General features: G+C 73.8%; 15 protein-coding genes and 1 pseudogene. 8 read left to right on the forward strand and 8 right to left on the reverse strand.

Annotated features, from left to right (window positions below; all coding sequences use genetic code 11):
• Positions 1-9 precede the first annotated feature (9 nt).
• Both ACQYWQ_RS07190 and ACQYWQ_RS07195 read right to left on the reverse strand, forming a co-directional pair.
• Entirely contained in the window at positions 10-1,167 is a 1,158-nt protein-coding gene (locus ACQYWQ_RS07190; RefSeq protein ID WP_431039091.1) for a serine hydrolase domain-containing protein, read from the reverse strand.
• Positions 1,164-2,537 carry a multidrug effflux MFS transporter gene (locus ACQYWQ_RS07195; protein ID WP_431039092.1) on the reverse strand — a complete coding sequence of 458 codons (1,374 nt, stop codon included), beginning with the start codon at positions 2,535-2,537 and terminating at the stop codon, positions 1,164-1,166. The genes ACQYWQ_RS07190 and ACQYWQ_RS07195 overlap by 4 nt, the downstream gene beginning before the upstream one ends.
• A 162-nt stretch (positions 2,538-2,699) precedes the next feature.
• Here ACQYWQ_RS07195 and ACQYWQ_RS07200 point away from each other — a divergent pair, with 162 nt between their 5' ends.
• Positions 2,700-3,704 (forward strand): Gfo/Idh/MocA family protein, encoded by a 1,005-nt coding sequence (locus ACQYWQ_RS07200; protein WP_431033079.1) that lies wholly within the window; start codon positions 2,700-2,702, stop codon positions 3,702-3,704.
• Between the two features lie 162 nt (positions 3,705-3,866).
• Here ACQYWQ_RS07200 and ACQYWQ_RS07205 read toward each other — a convergent pair whose 3' ends face one another.
• The 6 genes from ACQYWQ_RS07205 to ACQYWQ_RS07230 all read right to left on the reverse strand — a co-directional run bounded on the left by ACQYWQ_RS07205 (position 3,867) and on the right by ACQYWQ_RS07230 (position 12,720).
• Positions 3,867-5,501 (reverse strand): alkaline phosphatase D family protein, encoded by a 1,635-nt coding sequence (locus tag ACQYWQ_RS07205; RefSeq protein WP_431033080.1) that lies wholly within the window; start codon positions 5,499-5,501, stop codon positions 3,867-3,869.
• Positions 5,502-5,655: 154 nt separating this feature from the next.
• Positions 5,656-7,146, reverse strand: coding sequence for a rhamnulokinase (locus ACQYWQ_RS07210; protein WP_431033081.1), 1,491 nt, complete (start codon positions 7,144-7,146; stop codon positions 5,656-5,658).
• 119 nt (positions 7,147-7,265) lie between these two features.
• Complete coding sequence (locus ACQYWQ_RS07215; RefSeq protein WP_431033082.1) at positions 7,266-9,305, reverse strand: bifunctional aldolase/short-chain dehydrogenase; 2,040 nt, start codon at positions 9,303-9,305, stop codon at positions 7,266-7,268.
• Positions 9,306-9,377: 72 nt separating this feature from the next.
• A complete protein-coding gene (rhaI, locus tag ACQYWQ_RS07220; protein WP_431033083.1) occupies positions 9,378-10,553 on the reverse strand; it encodes an L-rhamnose isomerase in 1,176 nt (391 codons plus the stop codon).
• 344 nt (positions 10,554-10,897) lie between these two features.
• Positions 10,898-11,920, reverse strand: coding sequence for a LacI family DNA-binding transcriptional regulator (locus tag ACQYWQ_RS07225; protein WP_431033084.1), 1,023 nt, complete (start codon positions 11,918-11,920; stop codon positions 10,898-10,900).
• Positions 11,921-12,399: 479 nt separating this feature from the next.
• Positions 12,400-12,720 carry an L-rhamnose mutarotase gene (locus tag ACQYWQ_RS07230; RefSeq protein ID WP_431033086.1) on the reverse strand — a complete coding sequence of 107 codons (321 nt, stop codon included), beginning with the start codon at positions 12,718-12,720 and terminating at the stop codon, positions 12,400-12,402.
• Between the two features lie 557 nt (positions 12,721-13,277).
• On the opposite strand from ACQYWQ_RS07230, the gene ACQYWQ_RS07235 reads away from it, so the two are divergent.
• The 7 genes and pseudogenes from ACQYWQ_RS07235 (at position 13,278) to ACQYWQ_RS07265 (ending at position 19,549) form a co-directional block, all read left to right on the forward strand.
• A complete protein-coding gene (locus ACQYWQ_RS07235; protein WP_431033087.1) occupies positions 13,278-14,588 on the forward strand; it encodes an MFS transporter in 1,311 nt (436 codons plus the stop codon).
• Positions 14,589-14,921: 333 nt separating this feature from the next.
• The gene (locus tag ACQYWQ_RS07240; RefSeq protein WP_431033088.1) at positions 14,922-15,380 is read left to right on the forward strand and encodes a lamin tail domain-containing protein; all 459 of its coding nucleotides are present in this window, start codon (positions 14,922-14,924) and stop codon (positions 15,378-15,380) included.
• Between the two features lie 137 nt (positions 15,381-15,517).
• Entirely contained in the window at positions 15,518-16,420 is a 903-nt protein-coding gene (locus ACQYWQ_RS07245) for a PhzF family phenazine biosynthesis protein (protein WP_431039093.1), read from the forward strand.
• 156 nt (positions 16,421-16,576) lie between these two features.
• Positions 16,577-17,134 carry a DoxX family protein gene (locus ACQYWQ_RS07250; protein WP_431033089.1) on the forward strand — a complete coding sequence of 186 codons (558 nt, stop codon included), beginning with the start codon at positions 16,577-16,579 and terminating at the stop codon, positions 17,132-17,134.
• A gap of 159 nt (positions 17,135-17,293) precedes the next feature.
• Positions 17,294-18,092: pseudogene (locus tag ACQYWQ_RS07255) on the forward strand (SAM-dependent methyltransferase).
• A gap of 91 nt (positions 18,093-18,183) precedes the next feature.
• On the forward strand, positions 18,184-18,750 hold the full coding sequence (locus ACQYWQ_RS07260) for a hypothetical protein (RefSeq protein ID WP_431033090.1): 567 nt from the start codon (positions 18,184-18,186) through the stop codon (positions 18,748-18,750).
• The gene (locus ACQYWQ_RS07265; RefSeq protein WP_431033091.1) at positions 18,743-19,549 is read left to right on the forward strand and encodes a putative protein N(5)-glutamine methyltransferase; all 807 of its coding nucleotides are present in this window, start codon (positions 18,743-18,745) and stop codon (positions 19,547-19,549) included. Before ACQYWQ_RS07260 ends, ACQYWQ_RS07265 begins: the two co-directional genes overlap by 8 nt.
• Positions 19,550-19,663: the final 114 nt, after the last annotated feature.

Consider the following 19,663-nt stretch of genomic DNA (forward strand, 5'->3'; position numbering starts at 1 on the left):
CCCGGGATTCTAGGGGGTGCCCTCGCGGGGCAGCGTACGGCCCGTGTCCCGTACGGCCCGCTTGAGGCGGGTCGCCGCGCGGGCGCGGGGGGTGCTGTCGGGGGTGCGGCGGCGGGGGTGGACGGTCGTGGCGAGCAGGACGAGGAAGGTGTCGGTGGCCCGGTCCACGACCAGTGAGGTGCCCGTGAAGCCGGTGTGTCCCGCGCACCGCGGGTTCGCGAGTTCGCCCATGTACCACGGTTTGTCGACCTCGAAGCCGAGCCCTTCGTCGAGCATGAGCGCGGTGTAGTCCGGGCCGAGGACGCGCGCCGTGCCGTAGGCGCCGCCGCCGAGCAGGGCGCGGCACAGGATCGCGAGGTCGTGTCCTGTGCCGAAGAGCCCGGCGTGCCCGGCGACGCCGCCGAGCGCCCACGCGTTCTCGTCGTGGACGAGGCCCCGCACCATGCCCCTGTCGGCCTTCGCCCACGGGCGGCGCTCGTCCTCGGTCGCGGCGGCTTCGGGGCACGGGCCGAAGCGTGTGGACGTCATGCCGAGGGGGCGCGTGATGCCCTCGGCCACGAGCTGGTCGATGCGCTGTCCCGTGCGGCGTTCGACCAGGTGCTGGAGCAGGAGCGGGTTGAGGTCGGAGTAGCGGCGTGTGCCGGGCGCGGTGACGGGTTCCTCGGTCGCGAGGGCCCGGTAGCGGGCCGCGTCGTCGGGCAGCTCGTACAGCGGGAGTTCGGGGCGCAGCCCGGTGGTGTGGGTGAGCAGGGCGCGGACGGTGAAGCCGTGCGCGGCGGCCGCCGGGTGGTCGGTGAGGATCTCGGCGACGGGCGTGTCGAGGGCGAGGGCGCCGCGCTCGACCTGCTGGAGCGTGGTGATCGCGGTGAAGAGCTTGGTGAGCGAGGCGAGGTCGAAGGGGGTCCTCGGGGTCGCGGGGACGCGTTCACCGGCGGGGAGTTCCACGCCCGTACCGCTCTCCTCGTCCCACGCGCGGTACCGCACCGCCCACCCCGCCGCCGACTCGGCGGCGAGGTGGTGGCCGCGCCCGGCGAGGACGACGGCCCCGGCGCACCAGGGCTCGGGTCCCTCGGTGAGGGCGCGGACCTCCTGGGTGAGCCGGGCGATCTCGCGGGGGTCGAGTCCGGCGCGCTCGGGGCTCGCGCGGCGCAGGCGGGCGGCGTTCAGCCTTCGTCAGCCCCTTCGCGGCACGGTGTGCCCGCCGCCTCGGGGGCGGGCGCGGGCAGCACGGTCGTCGTGACGTCGTGCCGTGCCGCCGTCACGGTCGCCTTCGTCCCCGCGCCGGGGCGGCACAGGAGGACGTAGGCCGCCCCCGCGACGAGGACGCTCACGAGCTGGACGAGTGCCATCGGCACGGCGGTGTCCTCGCCCGCGATGCCGACGAGCGGTGAGGCGACGGCGCCGATGAGGAAGGACGAGGTGCCGATGAGCGCGGAGGCCGAACCGGCGGCGTGCGGGGCGCGCTGGAGGCCGAGGGTCTGCGCGTTCGGCAGCACGAGGCTCATCGAGGACATGAGCACGAAGAGCCCGACGGCGAGCGGGACGAGCCCGACGTGGCCGAGCACGCCGCTCGTCATGACGAGGAGGGCGATCGCGGCGGCCGTGATGAGCGAGAGGCCCACGGCGGTGGCCCGTTCGAGGCTCACGCGGCCCACGAGGAGCCGCCCGTTGACCTGGCCCATGATGATGAGCCCGACGGAGTTGACGCCGAAGAGCAGGCTGAAGACCTGGGGGCTCGCCCCGTAGATCTCCTGCACGACGAACGGCGAGGCGCTCACGTACGCGAAGAGCGCGGCGAAGGTGAAGCCGCCGACGAGGACGTGCCCGGTGAAGACGCGGTCGGCGAGGAGGCCGCGCATCGTCGCGAGCGCGTCGCGCGTGCCCCCGGTGTGGCGGCGCGCGGGCGGCAGGGTCTCGGGCAGGCGCCGTACGACGACCAGCGTGAGCAGGACGCCGACGACCGTGAGGACGAGGAAGATGCCGCGCCAGTCGGTGAAGCGCAGGATCTGCCCGCCGATGAGCGGCGCGACGATCGGCGCGACGCCCGAGATGAGCATGAGCGTCGAGAAGAACCGGGCCATCGCGAGGCCGTCGTACAGGTCGCGCACGACGGCGCGCGCGATGACGATCCCCGCGGCGCCCGCGAGACCCTGCACGAGGCGGAAGACGATGAGCAGCGCGGTGCCGGGGGCGAGCGCGCACGCGGCCGTCGCGAGGACGTAGATCACGAGGCCGAACAGGAGCGGGCGGCGGCGGCCGAAGCGGTCGCTGAGCGGGCCCACGACGAGCTGGCCGAGCGCCATCCCCGTGAGGCAGGCGGTGAGCGTGAGCTGCACGGTCGCGGCGGGGCTGCCGAGCGCTTCGGTGACCTTCGGCAGGGCCGGGAGGTACATGTCCATCGAGAGCGGCGGCGTGGCGGTGAGCCCGCCGAGCACGAGCGTGGTGAGGAGGGAGGTGCGGCGGGCGGATGCGGATATGGCGGGATCGGCGGGGGTGTCCTGGGCGGGCTGTGGCGTGCCGGGGGCGCGCTCCACGATGGGTGCCTCTCTGAGAACGGGTACCGGGGACGGGGGGCCTGGGGGGACGGCGGTGGTGGCCCGGTTTCTATGCTCTCAGCTCGGACGGACCGCTGAGGACCGTTTTCGCCGCGCCGGGCCGTTCCGGGCCCCGGTGGGCGGTGCGAGAGAGATGGGGACGGCATGGGCGAGGGGATCACGGGACGTCCCGTGCGCTGGGGAGTGCTCGCGACCGGGGGCATCGCCGCGACGTTCGCCGCCGACCTGCTGACGGTGCCGGGCGCCGAGCTTGTCGCGGTCGGCTCGCGTTCGCAGGAGTCGGCGCGCGCCTTCGCCGCGCGCTTCACCGTCCCGCGCGCGCACGGCTCGTGGGCGGCGCTCGCCGCGGACGAGGAGGTGGACGTCGTGTACGTGGCGACGCCGCACACCGCGCACCTGGAGGCGGCGCGCCTGTGCCTGGAGGCGGGCAGGGGGGTGCTGTGCGAGAAGCCGCTGACGCTCAACGCGCGGCAGGCGGCGGGGCTCGTGGACCTGGCCCGCGCGCGGGATGTCTTCCTGATGGAGGCGATGTGGACGTACGTGAATCCGCTCGTGCGCCGTCTCAAGTCCCTCGTCGACGAGGGCGCGATCGGTGAACTCACCTCCGTCGAGGCGGACTTCTCCGTCGACGGGCCCTTCCCCGCCGACCACCGCATGGTGGACCCGGCGCAGGGCGGCGGCGCGCTGCTCGACCTCGGCGTCTACCCGGTCGCCTTCGCGCAGCTCTTCCTCGGCGAACCGGACGAGGTGCGGGCGAGCGCGAAGCTGTCCGAGCGGGGCGTGGATCTCCAGACGGGGATGCTCCTGAGCTGGGCGGGCGGCGCGCAGGCGCTCCTGCGCTGCGGGCTCACGGGCGCGGGCCCGACGCGCGCGACGCTCGTCGGCTCGCGGGGCCGCGTCGAGATCGCGGGCGACTTCTTCCACCCGGCCGCCTTCGTGCTGCACCGCCGGGGCGCCGATCCCGTCACGTACACGGCGCGCGAGGAGGGCGGCGGCGAGGGCTACGTCCCCGAGGCGGTCGAGGTGACGCGCTGTCTGCGCGAGGGACTGCGCGAGTCGCCGCTCGTACCGCTGGACGGCTCGCTCGCGGTGCTGCGGACGCTGGACAGGGTGCGCGAGGTGACGGGGGTGCGGTACGCGGGCGAGTGAGCCGGGGCGGTACGCGGGCGAGTGGGCCCGGGCGGTAGGCGGGCGAGTGGGCCCGGGCGGTACGCGGGCGAGTGGGCCGGGGCCCGTACGGGTCCCGCTGCGCCGGGGGGCCCTCGCGCGTACGGGAGTCGCGGCCGTACGCGCGAGGAGCGCCCGCCGGGTTCAGGCGGGTGTGAGGCCCGGCTTCCCCGCCTCCGTCACGAACGACCCGGCGACCGCGAGCGGCGCGCCCGGGGTCGTGACCGCGGAGACCGTCTTCCAGTCCGCGCGCGCCGCCTTCTCGCCGAGCGTCACGACCGCGTAGCCGCGCCGCCCGTTGTAGAAGCGCAGGTGCGGGTTGGCGGCCATGTAAGTGTCCCAGTTGGACGGCTTGTCGGTGCCGTCGCCGCCGCTCGTGATCGAGCTGGTGACGATCTCGGTGCCGAGGGTCTTCGACGCGGGGTCGTCGAAGTCCGCCTTGAGGTCGAAGCCGTAGTGCACGTGGACGTCCCCCGTGAGGACCATGAGGTTGTCCTTGCGGCTCGACTGCCAGCCGTTCAGGAGGCGTTCGCGCGAGGCCGGGTAGCCGTCCCAGGAGTCCATCGAGAGCTTGAAGCCGTCCGTCGCGCGGTCCTTGCGCCGCGCGAAGGTGACCTGCTGCGGGACGATGTTCCAGGTGGCCTTCGAGGCCTTCCACCCGTCGATGAGCCAGCGCTCCTGGGCGTCGCCCGTGAGGGTGCGCGAGGGGTCCTCGGACTCGGGTCCGGGGACCTGCCAGCCGTCGCCGTACGCCTGGTCGCTGCGGTACTGCCGCGTGTCGAGGATGTCGAACTGCGCGAGGCGGCCCCAGTGGCGGCGCCGGTAGAGCTTCATGTCGGGCCCGGTGGGCCGCTGCGGCGCGCGCAGCGGCTGGTTCTCCCAGTACGCGCGGTAGGCGGCGGCGCGGCGCAGCAGGAACTCCTCCGGCGGGACGTCGTTCTCGGGGGTGTCGTCGGCGTAGTTGTTCTCGGTCTCGTGGTCGTCCCACGTGACGACGAAGGGGTGCGCGGCGTGCGCGGCGATGAGGTCGGGGTCGCTCTTGTAGAGCGCGTACCGCAACCGGTAGTCCTCAAGGGTGAGGGTCTCGCGGTTGAAGACGGCGGGCAGCCGCCGGTCGGTGTAGCCGCGGTTCCCGCCGACGGCCGTCACCGCGTACTCGTAGAGGTAGTCCCCGAGGTGGAAAACGACGTCCACGTCCTCCTGCGCGAGGTGCCCGTACGCCGTGAAGTACCCGTCGTGGTACGCCTGGCAGGAGACGGCGGCGAGCTTCATCCCGGCGGGCTTCGCGCTCGTCGCCGGCGCGGTGCGGGTACGGCCCACGGGGCTGATCCACGTACCGGCGCGGAAGCGGTAGTAGTACTCACGGCCGGTGTCGAGCCCCGCGACCTCGACGCGCACGGTGTGCGCGAACTCCGGGTGCGCGGTGGCCGAACCGCGCCGCACGACGCGCGTGAAGCGGGCGTCGTGGGCGAGTTCCCAGCGCACCGTGAGGCGGCCCCCGGGGAGGCCGCCGTCGCTCTCGTACGGGCTGGGGGCGAGGCGCGTCCACAGCAGGACCGAGTGCGGGAGCGGGTCCCCGGAGGCGACACCGAGGGTGAAGGGGTCGGCCTTGACGGCCCGCGGGTCGAGTTCGGCCGCGGCGGCGCTTCCGGCGGTGGGGAGGTTGACGGCGAAGGCGAGCGCGGCGGCGGCACCCGTCATGGTGAGGAAGCCACGTCGCCCGAAGTGCCGGGCGGCGGCGCGGAGTTCGGCGTCGGGGTCCTGAAAGCGGTGGCTCATCGGGTGGGGGTCCCCTCGTCTCGGTGGCTGCTGGCCGGGGGGACTCTCCGGGACGGGTGCGACCTGCGCCTGTCGCCGGTGCGACGGGGGTGTGGACGGGGGGTGAGTTCTGGGGGTGGCCGGATCGCCGCGCCGTGGCCCTCGTGGCGGCGCGTCAGTCTCCCAGGCCGATACGGGAGTTGGCGCGGCGCCACGCCTCCGGGTCGCCCGCGGGCTCGTACCGTACGGGTCGCTGGGTCGCGGCGACGAGCGCGCGCTGTTCGGCGCGGTCGCCGACGAGGCCGTGCGCGCGGGCCTGCACGAGGATGTTGCCGAGCGCGGTCGCCTCGGCGGGACCGGCGACGACGGGGAGGCCGGTGGCCTCGGCGGTGAGGCGGCACAGGAGCGCGTTGCGGCTGCCGCCGCCGACGAGGTGCACGGTGCGCGGGGCGGCACGCCCGGCGAGCCTGACGGCTTCGCGCAGGGTTCGCGCGTGCGCCCAGGCGAGCGCCTCGATGATCGTACGGACGAGGGCGCCCTGGTCGCGCGGCGCACGCTGCCCGGTGCGCGCGCAGTGGGCGGCGATGCGCGCGGGCATGTCGCCCGGGGCCAGGAACTCGGGCGCGTCGGGGTCGATGACGTGCGCGAAGGGCTCGGCGGCCTCGGCGGCGGCGAGCAGCGGCCCGATCTCGTACGGGAGCCCCTGCGCGCGCCACGTGCGCTGCGACTCGCTGAGCAGCCACAGGCCCATGATGTTGCGCAGGTAGCGGGTCGTGCCGTCGACGCCGAGTTCGTTGGTGAAGTTCGCGGCGCGCGATTCCTCGGTGAGCACGGGGTGTTCGAGTTCGAGCCCGGCGAGCGACCAGGTGCCGCAGGAGACGTAGGCGACGGTGTCCTCGTCGACGGCGGGCACGGCGACGACGGCGGACGCGGTGTCGTGCGAGGCGACGGCGGTCACGGGCGTGGCGGCGGGCAGCCCGGTCGTCTCGGCGACGTGCGGGAGGAGCGTGCCGATGCGGGTGCCGGGGTCGACGAGGGGCGGCAGGAGCGTCGCGTCGACGTGCGCGGCGCCGAGCATCGGCAGCGACCACTCCCCCGTCCTCGCGTCGCGCAGCCCCGTCGTGGAGGCGTTGGTCGCCTCGGCGACCTCGGCGCCCGTGAGCCAGTGCGCGAGGAGGTCGGGGACGAGGAGGAGGCGCCGGGCCGCGTACCAGCGGGGTCCGCGCGGTTCGGCGGCGAGCTGGAAGACGGTGTTGAACGGGAGGTGCTGGAGCCCGGTCGTGCGGTAGAGGGCGTCGGCGCCGATCCGGTCGCGCAGGCGTGGGGCGACCTCGTCGGTGCGCGGGTCGCGGTAGTGGTGCGGGAGGCCGGTGAGGGCGCCCTCGGCGTCGAGGAGCGCGTAGTCGACGGCCCAGCTGTCGATGCCGATGGAGGCGATGTCGGCCCGGCGGCCCGCCTCGGCGAGCCCGTCGAGCACACCCTGGTAGAGCCCCGGGATGTTCCAGTGCAGGCCGCTGGGGAGCCGCAGCGGTGTGTTCGCGAAGCGCGCGGTCTCGGTCAGTTCCAGGAGCCCGGGCCCGACCCGGCCGATGATGACCCGGCCGCTCGTGGCGCCGAGGTCGGCCGCGGCGAAGGCGGTGGGGGTGGAGGAGCGCTGGGCGGACACGGGGACACCTCGGGCGTGCGGGAGAGGAGGGGGTACGGGGAGAGGGTGGCGGTACGGGGGGGCGGGGGCACCACCGCCCGGTAGGAGGGGCGGTGGTGCCCCCGTACCGCCGCTCGCGGTCAGCGCAGGAACGCCGCGGCGACGCCCGCGTCGACCGGGATGTGCAGCCCTGTCGTGTGGCTCAGCTCGCCGCCCACGAGGACGAAGACCGCGTTGGCCACGTGCTCGGGCAGGACCTCGCGCTTGAGGAGGGTCCGCTGCGCGTAGAACTCGCCGAGCTTGCTCTCCTCGACGCCGTACGTCGCGGCGCGCTGCGCGCCCCAGCCGCCCGCGAAGATGCCCGAACCGCGCACGACACCGTCGGGGTTGACGCCGTTGACGCGGATGCCGTGGCCGCCCAGCTCGGCCGCGAGGAGCCGCACCTGGTGGGCCTGGTCGGCCTTGGTCGCCGAGTAGGCGATGTTGTTCGGGCCGGCGAACACGGAGTTCTTCGAGGCGATGTAGACGATGTCGCCGCCGAGGTTCTGCGCGCTCATCACGCGGGCCGCCTCGCGCGAGACGAGGAAGGAGCCGCGCGCCATGATGTCGTGCTGGAGGTCCCAGTCCTTCGCCGTCGTCTCCAGGAGCGGCTTCGATATGGAGATCCCGGCGTTGTTGACGACGAGGTCGACGCCGCCGAAGGCGAGCGCGGCCCGCTCGAACGCGGCGGTGATCCCTGCCTCGTCGGTGACGTCCACGGTGACCGCGACGGCCTTGTCCGGGCCGCCCAGCTCCTCGGCGACGGCGGCCGCGTTGTCACCGTTGAGGTCGGCGACGACGACGCAGGCGCCCTCGGCGACGAGGCGGTGCGCGATCGCCTTGCCGATGCCCGAGCCGCCACCGGTGACGAGCGCGACGCGGGTCGCGAGCGCCTTCGGCTTCGGCATCCGCCGGAGCTTGGCCTCTTCGAGGGCCCAGTACTCGATGCGGAACTTCTCCGACTCCTCGATGGGCGCGTACGTGGAGACGGCCTCGGCGCCGCGCATGACGTTGACGGCGTTCACGTAGAACTCACCGGCGACGCGCGCGGTCTGCTTGTCCTTGCCGAAGGAGAACATGCCGACGCCGGGGACGAGCACGATCGCCGGGTCGGCGCCGCGCATCGCGGGCGAGTCCTCCGTCGCGTGGCGCTCGTAGTAGGCGCGGTACTCGGCGCGGTACTCCTCGTGCAGCTCCTTGAGGCGCGCGATCTGGTCCTCGACGGGCGCGGAGGGCGCGAGATCGAGGACGAGGGGGCGGACCTTGGTGCGCAGGAAGTGGTCGGGGCAGGAGGTACCGAGCGCGGCGAGGCGCGGGTGCTCGGCGTGCGCGAGGAAGTCCAGGACAGCGGCGGAGTCGGTGTAGTGGCCGACCTGCGGGCGGTCCGTCGAGGCGAGGCCCCGGATGACGGGCGCGAGCGCGGCGGCGCGGGCGTGCCGCTCGGCCTCGGGCAGTGCCTCGTAACCGTCGAGCGCGGGGCCGAAGGGCTCGGCCCTGCCCTTCTCGTCGAGGAACGTCTCCGCCGTGCGGATCATCCACAGCGCGTTGCGCTCGCACTCCTCGGAGGTCGTGCCCCACGCGGTGATGCCGTGGCCACCCAGCACGACGCCGACGGCCTGCGGGTTCGCCTCCTTGATGGCGGCGATGTCCAGGCCGAGCTGGAAACCGGGGCGGCGCCAGGGGACCCACGCGACCTTGTCGCCGAAGCACTCGGCGGTGAGCGCCTCGCCGTCGGCGGCGCACGCGAGCGCGATGCCGGAGTCGGGGTGCAGGTGGTCGACGTGCGCGGCGTCCACGAGGCCGTGCATCGCGGTGTCGATGGACGGCGCGGCCCCGCCCTTGCCGTGCAGGCAGTAGTCGAACGCGGCGACTATCTCGTCCTCCCGCTCGACGCCCGGGTACACCTCGGTGAGCGCGCGCAGGCGGTCGAGGCGGAGCACGGCGAGGCCCTGCTCGGTCAGCGTGCCGAGGTCGCCGCCCGAGCCCTTGACCCAGAGCAGTTCGGTGGACGTCCCGGTGACGGGGTCGGTCTCGACGCCCTTCGCCGAGGCGTTGCCCCCGGCGTAGTTCGTGTTGCGCGGGTCGGCGCCGAGCCGGTGGGCGCGCTCGATGAGGGCGGCTACTTCGGGGTGCGTGGCCATGAGGGGGGTCCTTCGGTTCCTTCGAGAAGGGGGGTGCGGGGAGGTGCGGGGTGCGCGGCGGCGGTACGGGGCTCAGGCGCCCCAGCCGGCCTGCTCGCCGCCGACGCGCTCGGCCTCGATCTGCTGCTGTCGGCCGGAGGCGTGGTAGGCGGCGACGGGGTCGGCGGCGAGGCCCATCTCGGTGCGGACCTCGGCGAGCAGCGGGCGGACGTCGGTGTTGTACGCGTCCATGAGGACGGCGTTGGCGGCGAGCACGTCACCGGAGACCTGCGCGGTCTTGAGTGCCTCGGTGTCCACGAGCAGCGCCTTGGCGGTCGCCTCCTGCACGTTCATGACCGATCGGATGACGGCCGGGATCTTCTGCTCGATGTTGTGGCACTGGTCGAGCATGAAGTTGACGTTGGTCTCGGCCTTGAGTCCGTCGTTCTTGATCACTTCGTGCATGATCCGGAAGAGCTGGAAGGGGTCGGCCGAGCCCACCATGAGGTCGTCGTCCGCGTAGAAGCGGGAGTTGAAGTCGAAGGCGCCGAGCTTGCCCTCGTGGAGCAGCGTCGCGACGATGAACTCGATGTTGGTGCCGGGGGCGTGGTGCCCGGTGTCCACGACGACCTGCGCCTTGGGGCCGAGCTTGAGGCAGTGGCGGAAGGCGGTGCCCCAGTCGGGGACGTCGGTCGTGTAGAAGGCGGGCTCGAAGAACTTGTACTCCAGGAGCAGCCGCTGGTCGTCGCCGAGCCGCGCGTAGACCTCGGCGAGGGCTTCGGCGAGGCGGTCCTGCCGGGCGACGATGTCGTCCTGGCCGGGGTAGTTGGTGCCGTCGGCGAACCAGAGCTTGAGGTCCTTGGAGCCGGTCGCGTCCATGATGTCGACGCACTCCAGGAGGTGCGCGACGGCCTTGCGGCGCACGGCGGCGTCGGGGTGCGTCACCGAGCCGAGCTTGTACGCGTCGTCCTGGAAGGTGTTCGAGTTGATCGCCCCGAGCACGAGCCCCCGCTTCGCGGCGTGCGCGCCGAGCGCGGCGTAGTCCTCGACCTTGTCCCACGGGATGTGCAGCGAGACGCGGGGCGCGACACCGGTGAACTCCTGCACCTGCGCCGCGTCGTCCAGCTTCTCGAACGGGTCCCTCGGCACCCCGGCCTGCGCGAACACCTTGAACCGCGTACCGGAGTTGCCGTAACCCCACGACGGGGTCTCGATCACCTGGCCCTTGAGCGTTTCCTTGACTGCGGAGACCGTGGACTGCGACGGCATGACTTCACCTCGACGACTTCTTTGGCGCCTGAATCGTTTCAGACGTGCCCGAAGCTAGTCGCGGGCGAGCGGGAGTGTCAAGCGGTCCGACTTGTGATGAAAACGATTCAATAGGGACGGCGCCACCAGGAGGACAGGATTCAGAAGGGAGCGCGGGCGCCGATCCTGGCGGCGCGGGTCCACCGCCTCGCCGAACTGCGCAAGCGGCGGGGCACACCACGCGGGTGCGGGTCGCGGAGAGCACGGCCAGCGGCCGGGCCCCCGCCCGGCCGCTGGCCCGGAAAGCCCCTGCCGGGGCGAGGGAGCACGCGCCCACCCCGGGCAGGCGCCGTCCGCTCGTGTGGTCAGCGCCCCGCCAGCGTGGACCTGCGGACCACGAGTTCCGGTTCCAGGACGACCTGGCGGTGCTCGTGCTCGGCGCCCGGGGTCTCCTCAAGGAGGAGTTCGGCGGCGAGCGCGCCCATGCGGACGGCGGGCTGGCGGACGGAGGTGAGGGGCACGGCGGCGGCCGCGGCGAACTCGATGTCGTCGTAGCCGACGAGCGCCATCTCGTCGGGGACCGAGACGCCCGCCGCGTAGAGGGACTGGAGGACGCCGAGGGCGAGGAGGTCGTTGGCGCAGAAGACGGCGGTCGGGCGGTCGCCGAGGCCGAGGAGGCGGGCGCCCGCGTCGCGGCCCGCCGAGACGTCGAGCCGCTCGGTGGGGATCTCGCGCAGCGCCTCGGGGGGCAGTCCCGCCTCGGCGAGCGCCTGGAGCGCCCCGGCGCGCCGGTTCCGTACCTGCTGGAGTCCCGGAGGTCCCGAGACGTACGCGAGCGAACGGTGACCCGTCTCGATCAGGTGCCGCACCGCGAGAGCCGAGCCGAGGACGTCGTCGGTCGACACCGAGCACTCCTCGGCGTCCGCGCCGACACGGTCGACGAGCACGAAGGGGATGCGGTGGCGGCGGAAGGTCTCGATGTTGCGCGAGGAGGCGTCGGAGGGGGTGAGCAGCACGCCCCGTACCCGCTGCTCGGCGAAGAGCGAGAGGTACTCGGCCTCCTCGTCCGGGTCCTGCGCGCTGTTGCACACCATGACGCCGAGCCCGGCGGCGCGGGCGGCGCGTTCGGCGCCGCGGGCGATGTCGACGAAGAAGGGGTTGCCCATGTCGAGCACGAGCAGGCCCATGATCCGCGACTCGCCCGCCCGGAGCTGGCGCGCGCTCTCGCTCCGTACGTAGCCGAGCCGCTCGATGACGTTCAGTACGCGGACGCGGGTCTCCTCGGAGACCATGCCGGGGCGGTTGAGCACGTTGGAGACCGTGCCGAGGGAGACTCCCGCCTCGCGCGCCACGTCCTTGATGCCGACCTTCTGCGCCTTCTGCGCCACGCGTCCGTCCTGTTCTCGTGCTGCTGTCCCCCCGGGAGATCCCAAGACCCCCGAGCCCCGGAAGACCCGCCGGGAACCCCCAGGAAGCGTACGCGGCCCGGCCCGCCCGCCGCGCGGACCTCACCCCGGCACCACGGCCCCGGCGCGTCCCGCGAACCGGAACGAGGCACGAGTCCGGGCGCCGGGCAGCACGCCGCCCCGCGAGCGTCCCGGCACCCGGCGACAGGACCGCCGGGCACCGAGGGCCGAGGGCCGAGGGCCGGGCACCAGGCACCGGGCGCCGAGGACGCGAAACCGGAACCCAGCGCCGGGCGGCAGGCACCTGGTACCTGGCACCGACCGACCCCCGGGCCCCGGCCTCCGGACCCCAGCCGCAGCAGCCGCAGCCGCAGCCGCAGCCGCAGCCGCACCGACCGCACGGGACCGGCACCACCCCGCACCACGCCGCCCCGCCCCCGCCCGCGCCCCGCCCCCGTACCTCAGTCCAGGTGGAAGACCTCCGGCAGCGGCTTCATCGCCTCGTCCGGAGCCTGCCCCTCCAGCTCCTCGAACAGGTCGCCCATCTGCGCCTGCCAGCGGGCGTTGACCTCCTTGGCGTCCATCTCGCGGCGGGCCAGGTCGAAGTCGTCGGTCTCCAGGTAGCCGACGAGGAGGCCGTCCTCACGGAGGAAGAGCGAGTAGTTGTGCCAGCCCGTGTCCGAGAGCGCCTGCCGCATCTCGGGCCATACGGCGGCGTGCCGCTCGCGGTACTCGTCGACCCGCTCGGGCTTGACCTGGAGGAGAAAGCAGACGCGTGGCACGGGAGTTCCTTTCGGGGAGGCGCCCACGAGCACGGCTCCGGCGGCACGCGACGGCCGGGGAGCGGTGCGGGGCGGGCAGGAGGGCGGACCGCCGCGCGACGGCAGGGCGGGCGGTACGCGGGAGGAGGCGGGGCGCCACCACGGGCGCCGGCCGCTGAGGCGACCGTACCTCCCGTTCGCAACGTCACATCCCACCGCATCCCCCCACCTCGTACCGTGGCAAAGGGTGCGGTACACCCCCTCCCGCCCAAGCCACGCAATGGACGCGTAAGCCACTGCACCGTCCCGCGCGGCACGCGAATCGCCGCAACGAAGTGAAAGGTTTCACACCCCTTCCGTCTCAATTCACCCGCGCCCACCCCTTGACGCATCCTCGCCCCCGACAGATGGTTGATTCGTTTCAATCACTCGTCTGCGAGCCATCCCGCTCATCCGCAGCCCGCGCTTTCCGCACGGACCCCGCGGAGGGACGCGGCCAGGGCCCCCGCAGTACCGCACCACCAGCGGCGCCGTCGTCCCCCCTGCGGCGCCGCCTCATCAGGACGAAGGAGTCCAAGGTGACCACCGTGGACACGCACATCCCCGACGCCGCACCGCCGGGCGACGACGAGAAGATCACGCGGCAGCAGTGGAAGTGGACCGGCCTCGCCGGTATGGCCTCGTATCTCGACGCGGGTTCGATCGTGGCGCTGAGCGCCGGGCTCTCGTTGTGGCAGGACGAGTTCGGGCTCTCCACGGACGCGAGCGGCGCGCTCGCGGCGATCGGCCCGAACGCGATCGGCGCGGCGATCGGCGCGTTCATCGGCGGCCGTCTCGGCGACAAGCTGGGGCGCAAGCGGATCTACCAGTACGACCTGCTGATCTACGCGGCGGCGATCCTGGTCTGCGCGTTCTCGGTGAACGCCGGGATGCTCTTCGTGGGCACCTTCTTCGTGGGGCTCGCCGTCGGCGCCGACGTGCCGACCTCGCTCGCGCTCGTCGGCGAGTTCTCGCCCGCGAAGGCGCGCGGCAGGCTGCTGGGCTTCACGCAGGTGAGCTGGAGCGTCGGCCCCGTCGTCGTACTGCTCCTCGCGTGGGCGCTGTCCGGGCTCGACCTGCTCGGCATCAGGATCGTGTACCTCTCGCTCTTCGTGGTCTCGGTGATCACGTATCTGCTGCGCCGCGGGATGGTCGAGTCCTCGGTGTGGAAGGCCGCTTCGGAGAAGTCCGACAAGGGCGCGGCGCCGAAGCCGCGGGTGCGGGACCTCTTCCAGGGCCCGTACCTCAAGGCGATGTTCTTCACCGGCTCCATCTACCTGTTCTGGAACCTCGCGGCCGGTACGAACGGCACCTTCACGCCGTACATGATCAGGACGCTCGGCGCGGGCGGCCAGGCCACGAGCGTCGCGCTCTCCTGCGGCAGCTTCGCGCTCGTCATCGTCGGCACGGTGTTCTGGTACATGCGCTACTCGGACCGCAGCCACAAGCACCGCAAGGTCATGTGGATTCTCGGTTCGGTGATGCAGGTCGTCGCCTACGGGATGTTCCTCGTCATGGACTTCTCGATCCCGGTCATCATCCTGAACGTGGTGCTCTTCGGGATCGGGCAGGCGCTCGCCGGTGAGGCGACGTACAAGACGATCAGTCAGGAGCTGTTCCCGACGATGCTGCGCGGCACGGCGCAGGGCATCACCTTCGGTGTCTCGCGCGTGATCCTCGGCATCTGGTCCTTCTTCGTGCCGCACCTGGCGAGCACGGGGATCACGGTCGTCGCGGCCTTCCTGACCGGTTCGCTCTTCCTGTGCGGTGTGATCGGCTCCTTCATGCCGAACACGGCGGGCAAGTCGCTGGACCAGCTGGAGAAGGAGCGGGCCGTGAAGGCGGCCTGAGCGGCCCCCGCCGGGCCTGACCCGGCGGGCGCGGAGGGGGTGGTGCGTGCCGACGCACCACCCCCTCCGCGCCCGGGCGAGCCGCACGGAAGCCGATCCACACCGAAGCCACCCCGCACGGAAGCCGGTCCACGCCGATTCCCGTCCGTGCCGAAGCCCGGCATCGACCGCGTTCCGCGAAACGCTCCCGCCGCTCCCCGCTTCTCAGTACGATGAGCCGTCTTTCACTCGTATGACGGACATCACCGCGTACGAGCGCTCTTCGCCGTTTCCGGCACCCGCATGTCCTCTTCCGCGATCCGCGGAATCCTTCGGCACCCTTCGGAGCACTACGTGCGCATTCGCTTCGCGGCCCCGGCCGTTCTCGCCGCCGCTGCCCTCGTGGGTCTCGCGGCCTCGCCCTCGCAGGCCGCCGCCCACAAGAGCGGCGTCCACCTCGGGCTCGTCCAGTTCGACAGCCCCGGCAAGGACACCCGCAGCAACGCCTCGCTCAACGGGGAGTGGGTGAACATCCACAACAGCTCCAAGTCCCCGGTGCAGCTGAAGGGGTACAAGCTCAAGGACGACAACGGCTACACGTATACCTTCGGCAGCTACAGGATCGGCGCGGGCAAGACGGTCAAGGTCCGTACCGGCAAGGGCAGGAACGTCTCGGGGACGGTCTACTGGAACCGCGGCGCGTACGTCTGGAACAACACCGGCGACAAGGCGCGCCTCCTCACCCCGAAGGGCGCCCTGCGCGATTCCTGCTCCTGGAAGACCACGAAGAACGGGCAGAAGAACTGCCACTGACGCGCCTGGACGACGGCGGTACGGGTACGGGGCGCCGCTCCCCTCGCCTGGGGAGGCGCCCCGTACCCGCGCCACCGCGCCCGTCACCCCGGGGACCAGCGGGAATACCTTCCGTCGCCGTGCCCGTTGTCCTCGGCATGACGACCCCTGGCCCCACGCCTCCGGCTGCCCCCGACGCCTCCGCCGCCCGCATCAGCCGGTACGCGGCGTTCACCACCGATCCCCTCGCGGGCAATCCCGCCGGGGTCGTGCTCGACGCCACCGGGCTGAGCGAGGCCGAGCAGCTCGCCATCGCGGCACGGCTCGGGTACAGCGAGACGGCGTTCGTCCTGCCCGGCGGCGAACCGCGCACGCACCGGGTGCGGTACTTCAGCCCCGAGACCGAGGTGCCCTTCTGCGGCCACGCGACGATCGCGACCGCCGTCGCGCTCGCGGAGCGCGAGGGGCCAGGCGAGTACGTCTTCTTCACCCCGGCCGGACAGGTGCCCGTAGGGGTCGTGCGCGAGGACGGTGAGCTGCGCGCCACACTGACGAGCGTCACGCCGCGTATCGAGGACATCGCCCCCGACGACCTCGCCGAGGCCCTCGCCGCGCTCGGCTGGCCCGCGGCCGACCTCGATCCCGAGTACCCGCCGCGCATCGCTTCGGCCGGTGCCAGGCACCTCGTGCTCGCGGCCGGTACCCGGGAGCGGCTCGCGGCGCTCGACTACGACTTCGAGCGGCTGCGCGCGCTCATGGAGCGCGTCGGCCTGACGACCGTGCACCTCTTCTGGTGCGACCAGGAGACCGGCGTCTTCCACACGCGCGATCCCTTCCCCGTCGGCGGTGTCGTCGAGGACCCGGTCACGGGCGCGGCGTCGGCGGCGTTCGGCGCGTACCTGCGGGCGCTCGGCTTCGTGCGCGAGGAGGCGCGGCTCACGTGCGTGCAGGGCGAGGACCTGGGGCGTCCCGGCACGGTCACGGTGACGCTGCGGGCGGGCGATCCGCGGGTGCGGGTCTCCGGCACCGCGGTCCGCATCCCGGCGGAGGCGGACGACTGAGCGTCGCTGGACGGCTCCCGGGGGGCCGCGCGCGTGCCTCGAAGTGCGGCGTGGCGCGGGAGGCGTAGCCTCGTGATCACCGTGTCCGGGGCGTACGGGGACGAGGTGCGGCCCCGGTGACACGGCTCCCCCCACTCCACACCCCCAGGAGACAACGTGAAGTGCCACGGAAGCCGCGCACGCCGCTCACGTCGGCTCGACCTCGGGCTCCTCGCCCTGCGCCTCGGTACCGGCGGGGTGCTCGCCGCGCACGGCTCGCAGAAGCTCTTCGGCTGGTTCGGCGGCGGCGGGCTCGACGCCACAGGCCAGGCGATGGAATCGATGGGCTACGCGCCCGGCAAGCTCAACGCACTCGCCGCGGGGCTCGGCGAGGCGGGCGGCGGCGCGCTGCTCGCGCTCGGCCTCGCGACCCCGGCGGCTGGCGCGGCGGCCGCGGGGACGATGGCGGGCGCGGCGGCCGTGCACGCCCCGGGCGGCTTCTTCGCGCAGGGCGGGGGCTACGAGTACCCGGCGTTCCTCGGCTTCGCCGCGGCGGGACTCGCGGTCACGGGCCCGGGCAGGTACTCGCTCGACCACAAGCTCGGCGACATCTTCAACCGCCACTGGATGGTCCCCGCCGCCCTCGTCGGCGGCGCCGCCGCGGCCCTCACGGTCGTCGCGCAGCGCAATAAGCGGGTACGGCAGGCGGCCCCGGCGGAGGGCACGGAGGGCTGAGGCCGGCGCGCGGGGCCGCGCGGGCCCGGCGCGGGTACGTACGACGCGTGCGGGGCGGGGCGGGTCCCCGGAAGGGCCGCCCCGCACCCGTACCGCCGCAGGAAACCCGCGGGGAAACCCTTCGCCCCCGCCCGTCCCCGCTCCGTACCGTCCGCTCCCATGACCACCGCGGAGACACACGGCGCCCCGCCCACCGGGCTGCCCGGCCTCACCTCCCACGACCCCCTCTCCGGGGAACGCGCCGCCCGCATGGTGGCGCGCCTCGCCGCCGTGCGCCCCGCGAGCGTGCTCGACATCGGCTGCGGCTGCGGCTGCGGCTGGGCGGAGCTGATGCCGCGCGTGCTCGCAGCAATCCCCGGGGCGCACGGGACAGGGATCGGCCTGAAGGGCGTGGACCTCGCGCGGGCCGCCGGGCGGGCGCGGGAGCGCGGGCTCGGCGAGCGGGTGCGGTTCCACCAGGAGTCGGCGCGCGGCACCGGGCGCGGGCCCTGCCGACGTCGTGCTGTGCGGGGGCGCGGGGCAGGCGCTCGTCGATCCGGACGAGCCGGACTACCTGCCGAGGCTCTTCGCCGAACTGCGGCGGCTCGTGAACCCGGGCGGGCGGGTACTGCTCGGGGAGGGCTTCTTCACACGTACCCCCACGGAAGCCGAGCCGGCGCGGCTGTGGTCCGGCGCGAAGGCCGGCGACCATCCCTCGCTCGGCGCGCTCGTGGACGCGGCCGAAGCGGGCGGCTTCCGGCCGCTGTGGACGGAGACGGCGAGCGCCTCGGAGTGGGAGGAGTTCGAGTCGGGGCTCCGCGCGCCGCGCGAGGAGTGGCTCGCGCCGCACCCGGACCACCCGCGGGCCGGGGCGGTACGGGAGGAGCTGCGCGAGCAGTGCGCCTTCTGGCTCCACGGGCACCTGGGGCTCCTGGGCGTCGCGTGGCTCACCCTCGTACCTGTGCGGCGGGTGGGCTGAGGGCGGCCCGTGGCGGGTGGGCCGAGGGCTTGCCCGGCGGGCGTTGGACAATGGGCGGGTACGGGGACGCGCGACACCGGAGGCTCAGGCCATGAGGCAGCAGAAGATCCCGGCCCTGGGCCGGGCGCTCAGGGCGCTCGGGGAAGAGGGCGAGGAACTCGGCGGCGCCACGACCGAGGCGAAGCTCCACGAGATCGCCAAGGACCTGCGGCGCGCCCTCGCTCTCCTGGAGGAGACCGTCGAGGGCCCCGAGCCGACGACACGGTGCGCCGAGCACCCGTACGGGCCGAGGGACGAGAGCGCCCCCGACCTGTGCCTGCTGTGCGAGACACGGCGGCGCGGGGGACGCAGGGTGGTCAGGCTCCCGGACGGCGAGCGGGACTACCAGGTCGCGCCCTCGCGGTACGGGGAGCGCGACGAACGCCCACAGGCACGGGAGCGCTGGCTGCCGGAGATGTGGAACGGCCGTACGTGGCAGCTGTGCGGGACCCCGCGCCACGACCGCCGCGAGGCCGAGGCCTTCCTCGCCGCCGAGCGCAGGGGCCCGCACGCGGGCTCGGCGTACCGGCTCGTGCAGGAGTTCACGGACTACGAGGTGGTGCGGGGCTGGGGCAGCCCGGTGCGCAGGCTCCCCGACACGATGGGCGGGCGTGGCTGACGTCGCGGGCCTCGTGGCCCGGCTCCGCGCGGCGGGCTGCGTCTTCGCGGAGGACGAGGCGGCACTGCTGCTCGCTGCGGTGCCGCGGGACGCGGCCGGACGGGACGCGGCGCTCGACGCGCTGCTCGCGCGGCGGGTGGCGGGCGAGCCGCTGGAGCACGTCGTGGGACACGCGGTGTTCCACGGGCTGCGGATCGCGGTGGGCCCCGGGGTCTTCGTACCGCGCAGGCGCAGCGAGTTCCTGATCGCACGGGCGCTCGCGGGGGTGCGCGCGCGGGGGGCGCTGACGCTGCTCGACCTGTGCTGCGGCTCCGGTGCCCTCGGTCTCGCGCTGCGCACGGCGCTCGGCCCGCGCGCGACGCTGTACGCGGCCGACGTGGACCCGGGCGCGCTGCGCTGGGCGCGCCGCAACCTGGCGCCGGTGGGCGCGCACGTCCACGAGGGCGACCTCTACGCTCCGCTGCCCGCCGCGCTGCGCGGCCGCGTCGACGTCCTGACGGCGAACGTCCCGTACGTGCCGAGCGAGGAGGTACGTCTCCTTCCTGCCGAGGCCCGCGCCCATGAGCCCCTTGTCGCCCTCGACGGCGGCGCGGACGGCCTCGACCTGGTCCGCCGTGTCGCGGCGGAGGCGGGGGCGTGGCTCGCGCCCGGCGGCCGCCTCCTCGTCGAGAGCGGTGAGCGCCAGGCGGCAGAGGTCGCCGAGATCTTCACCGCGGCGGGCCTGCGGGCGGAGGTCGCGCACGAGGAGGACGGGTGGGCGACGGTGGTGACGGGGACGCGTGCGCCCTCCGGCACCTGAGGAGCGGGGCCGGGCCCCGGGGACCCCGCCCGCGCGTCGCGCCTCCACTGCCGCGCCCACGACCATGCCCACGCCCTCGTCCACGACCGGCCCGTGCCCACGCCCTCGCCCGTA

Origin of the sequence: Streptomyces sp. P6-2-1, assembly GCF_050613165.1 — a bacterium.
Lineage (GTDB): Bacteria > Actinomycetota > Actinomycetes > Streptomycetales > Streptomycetaceae > Streptomyces.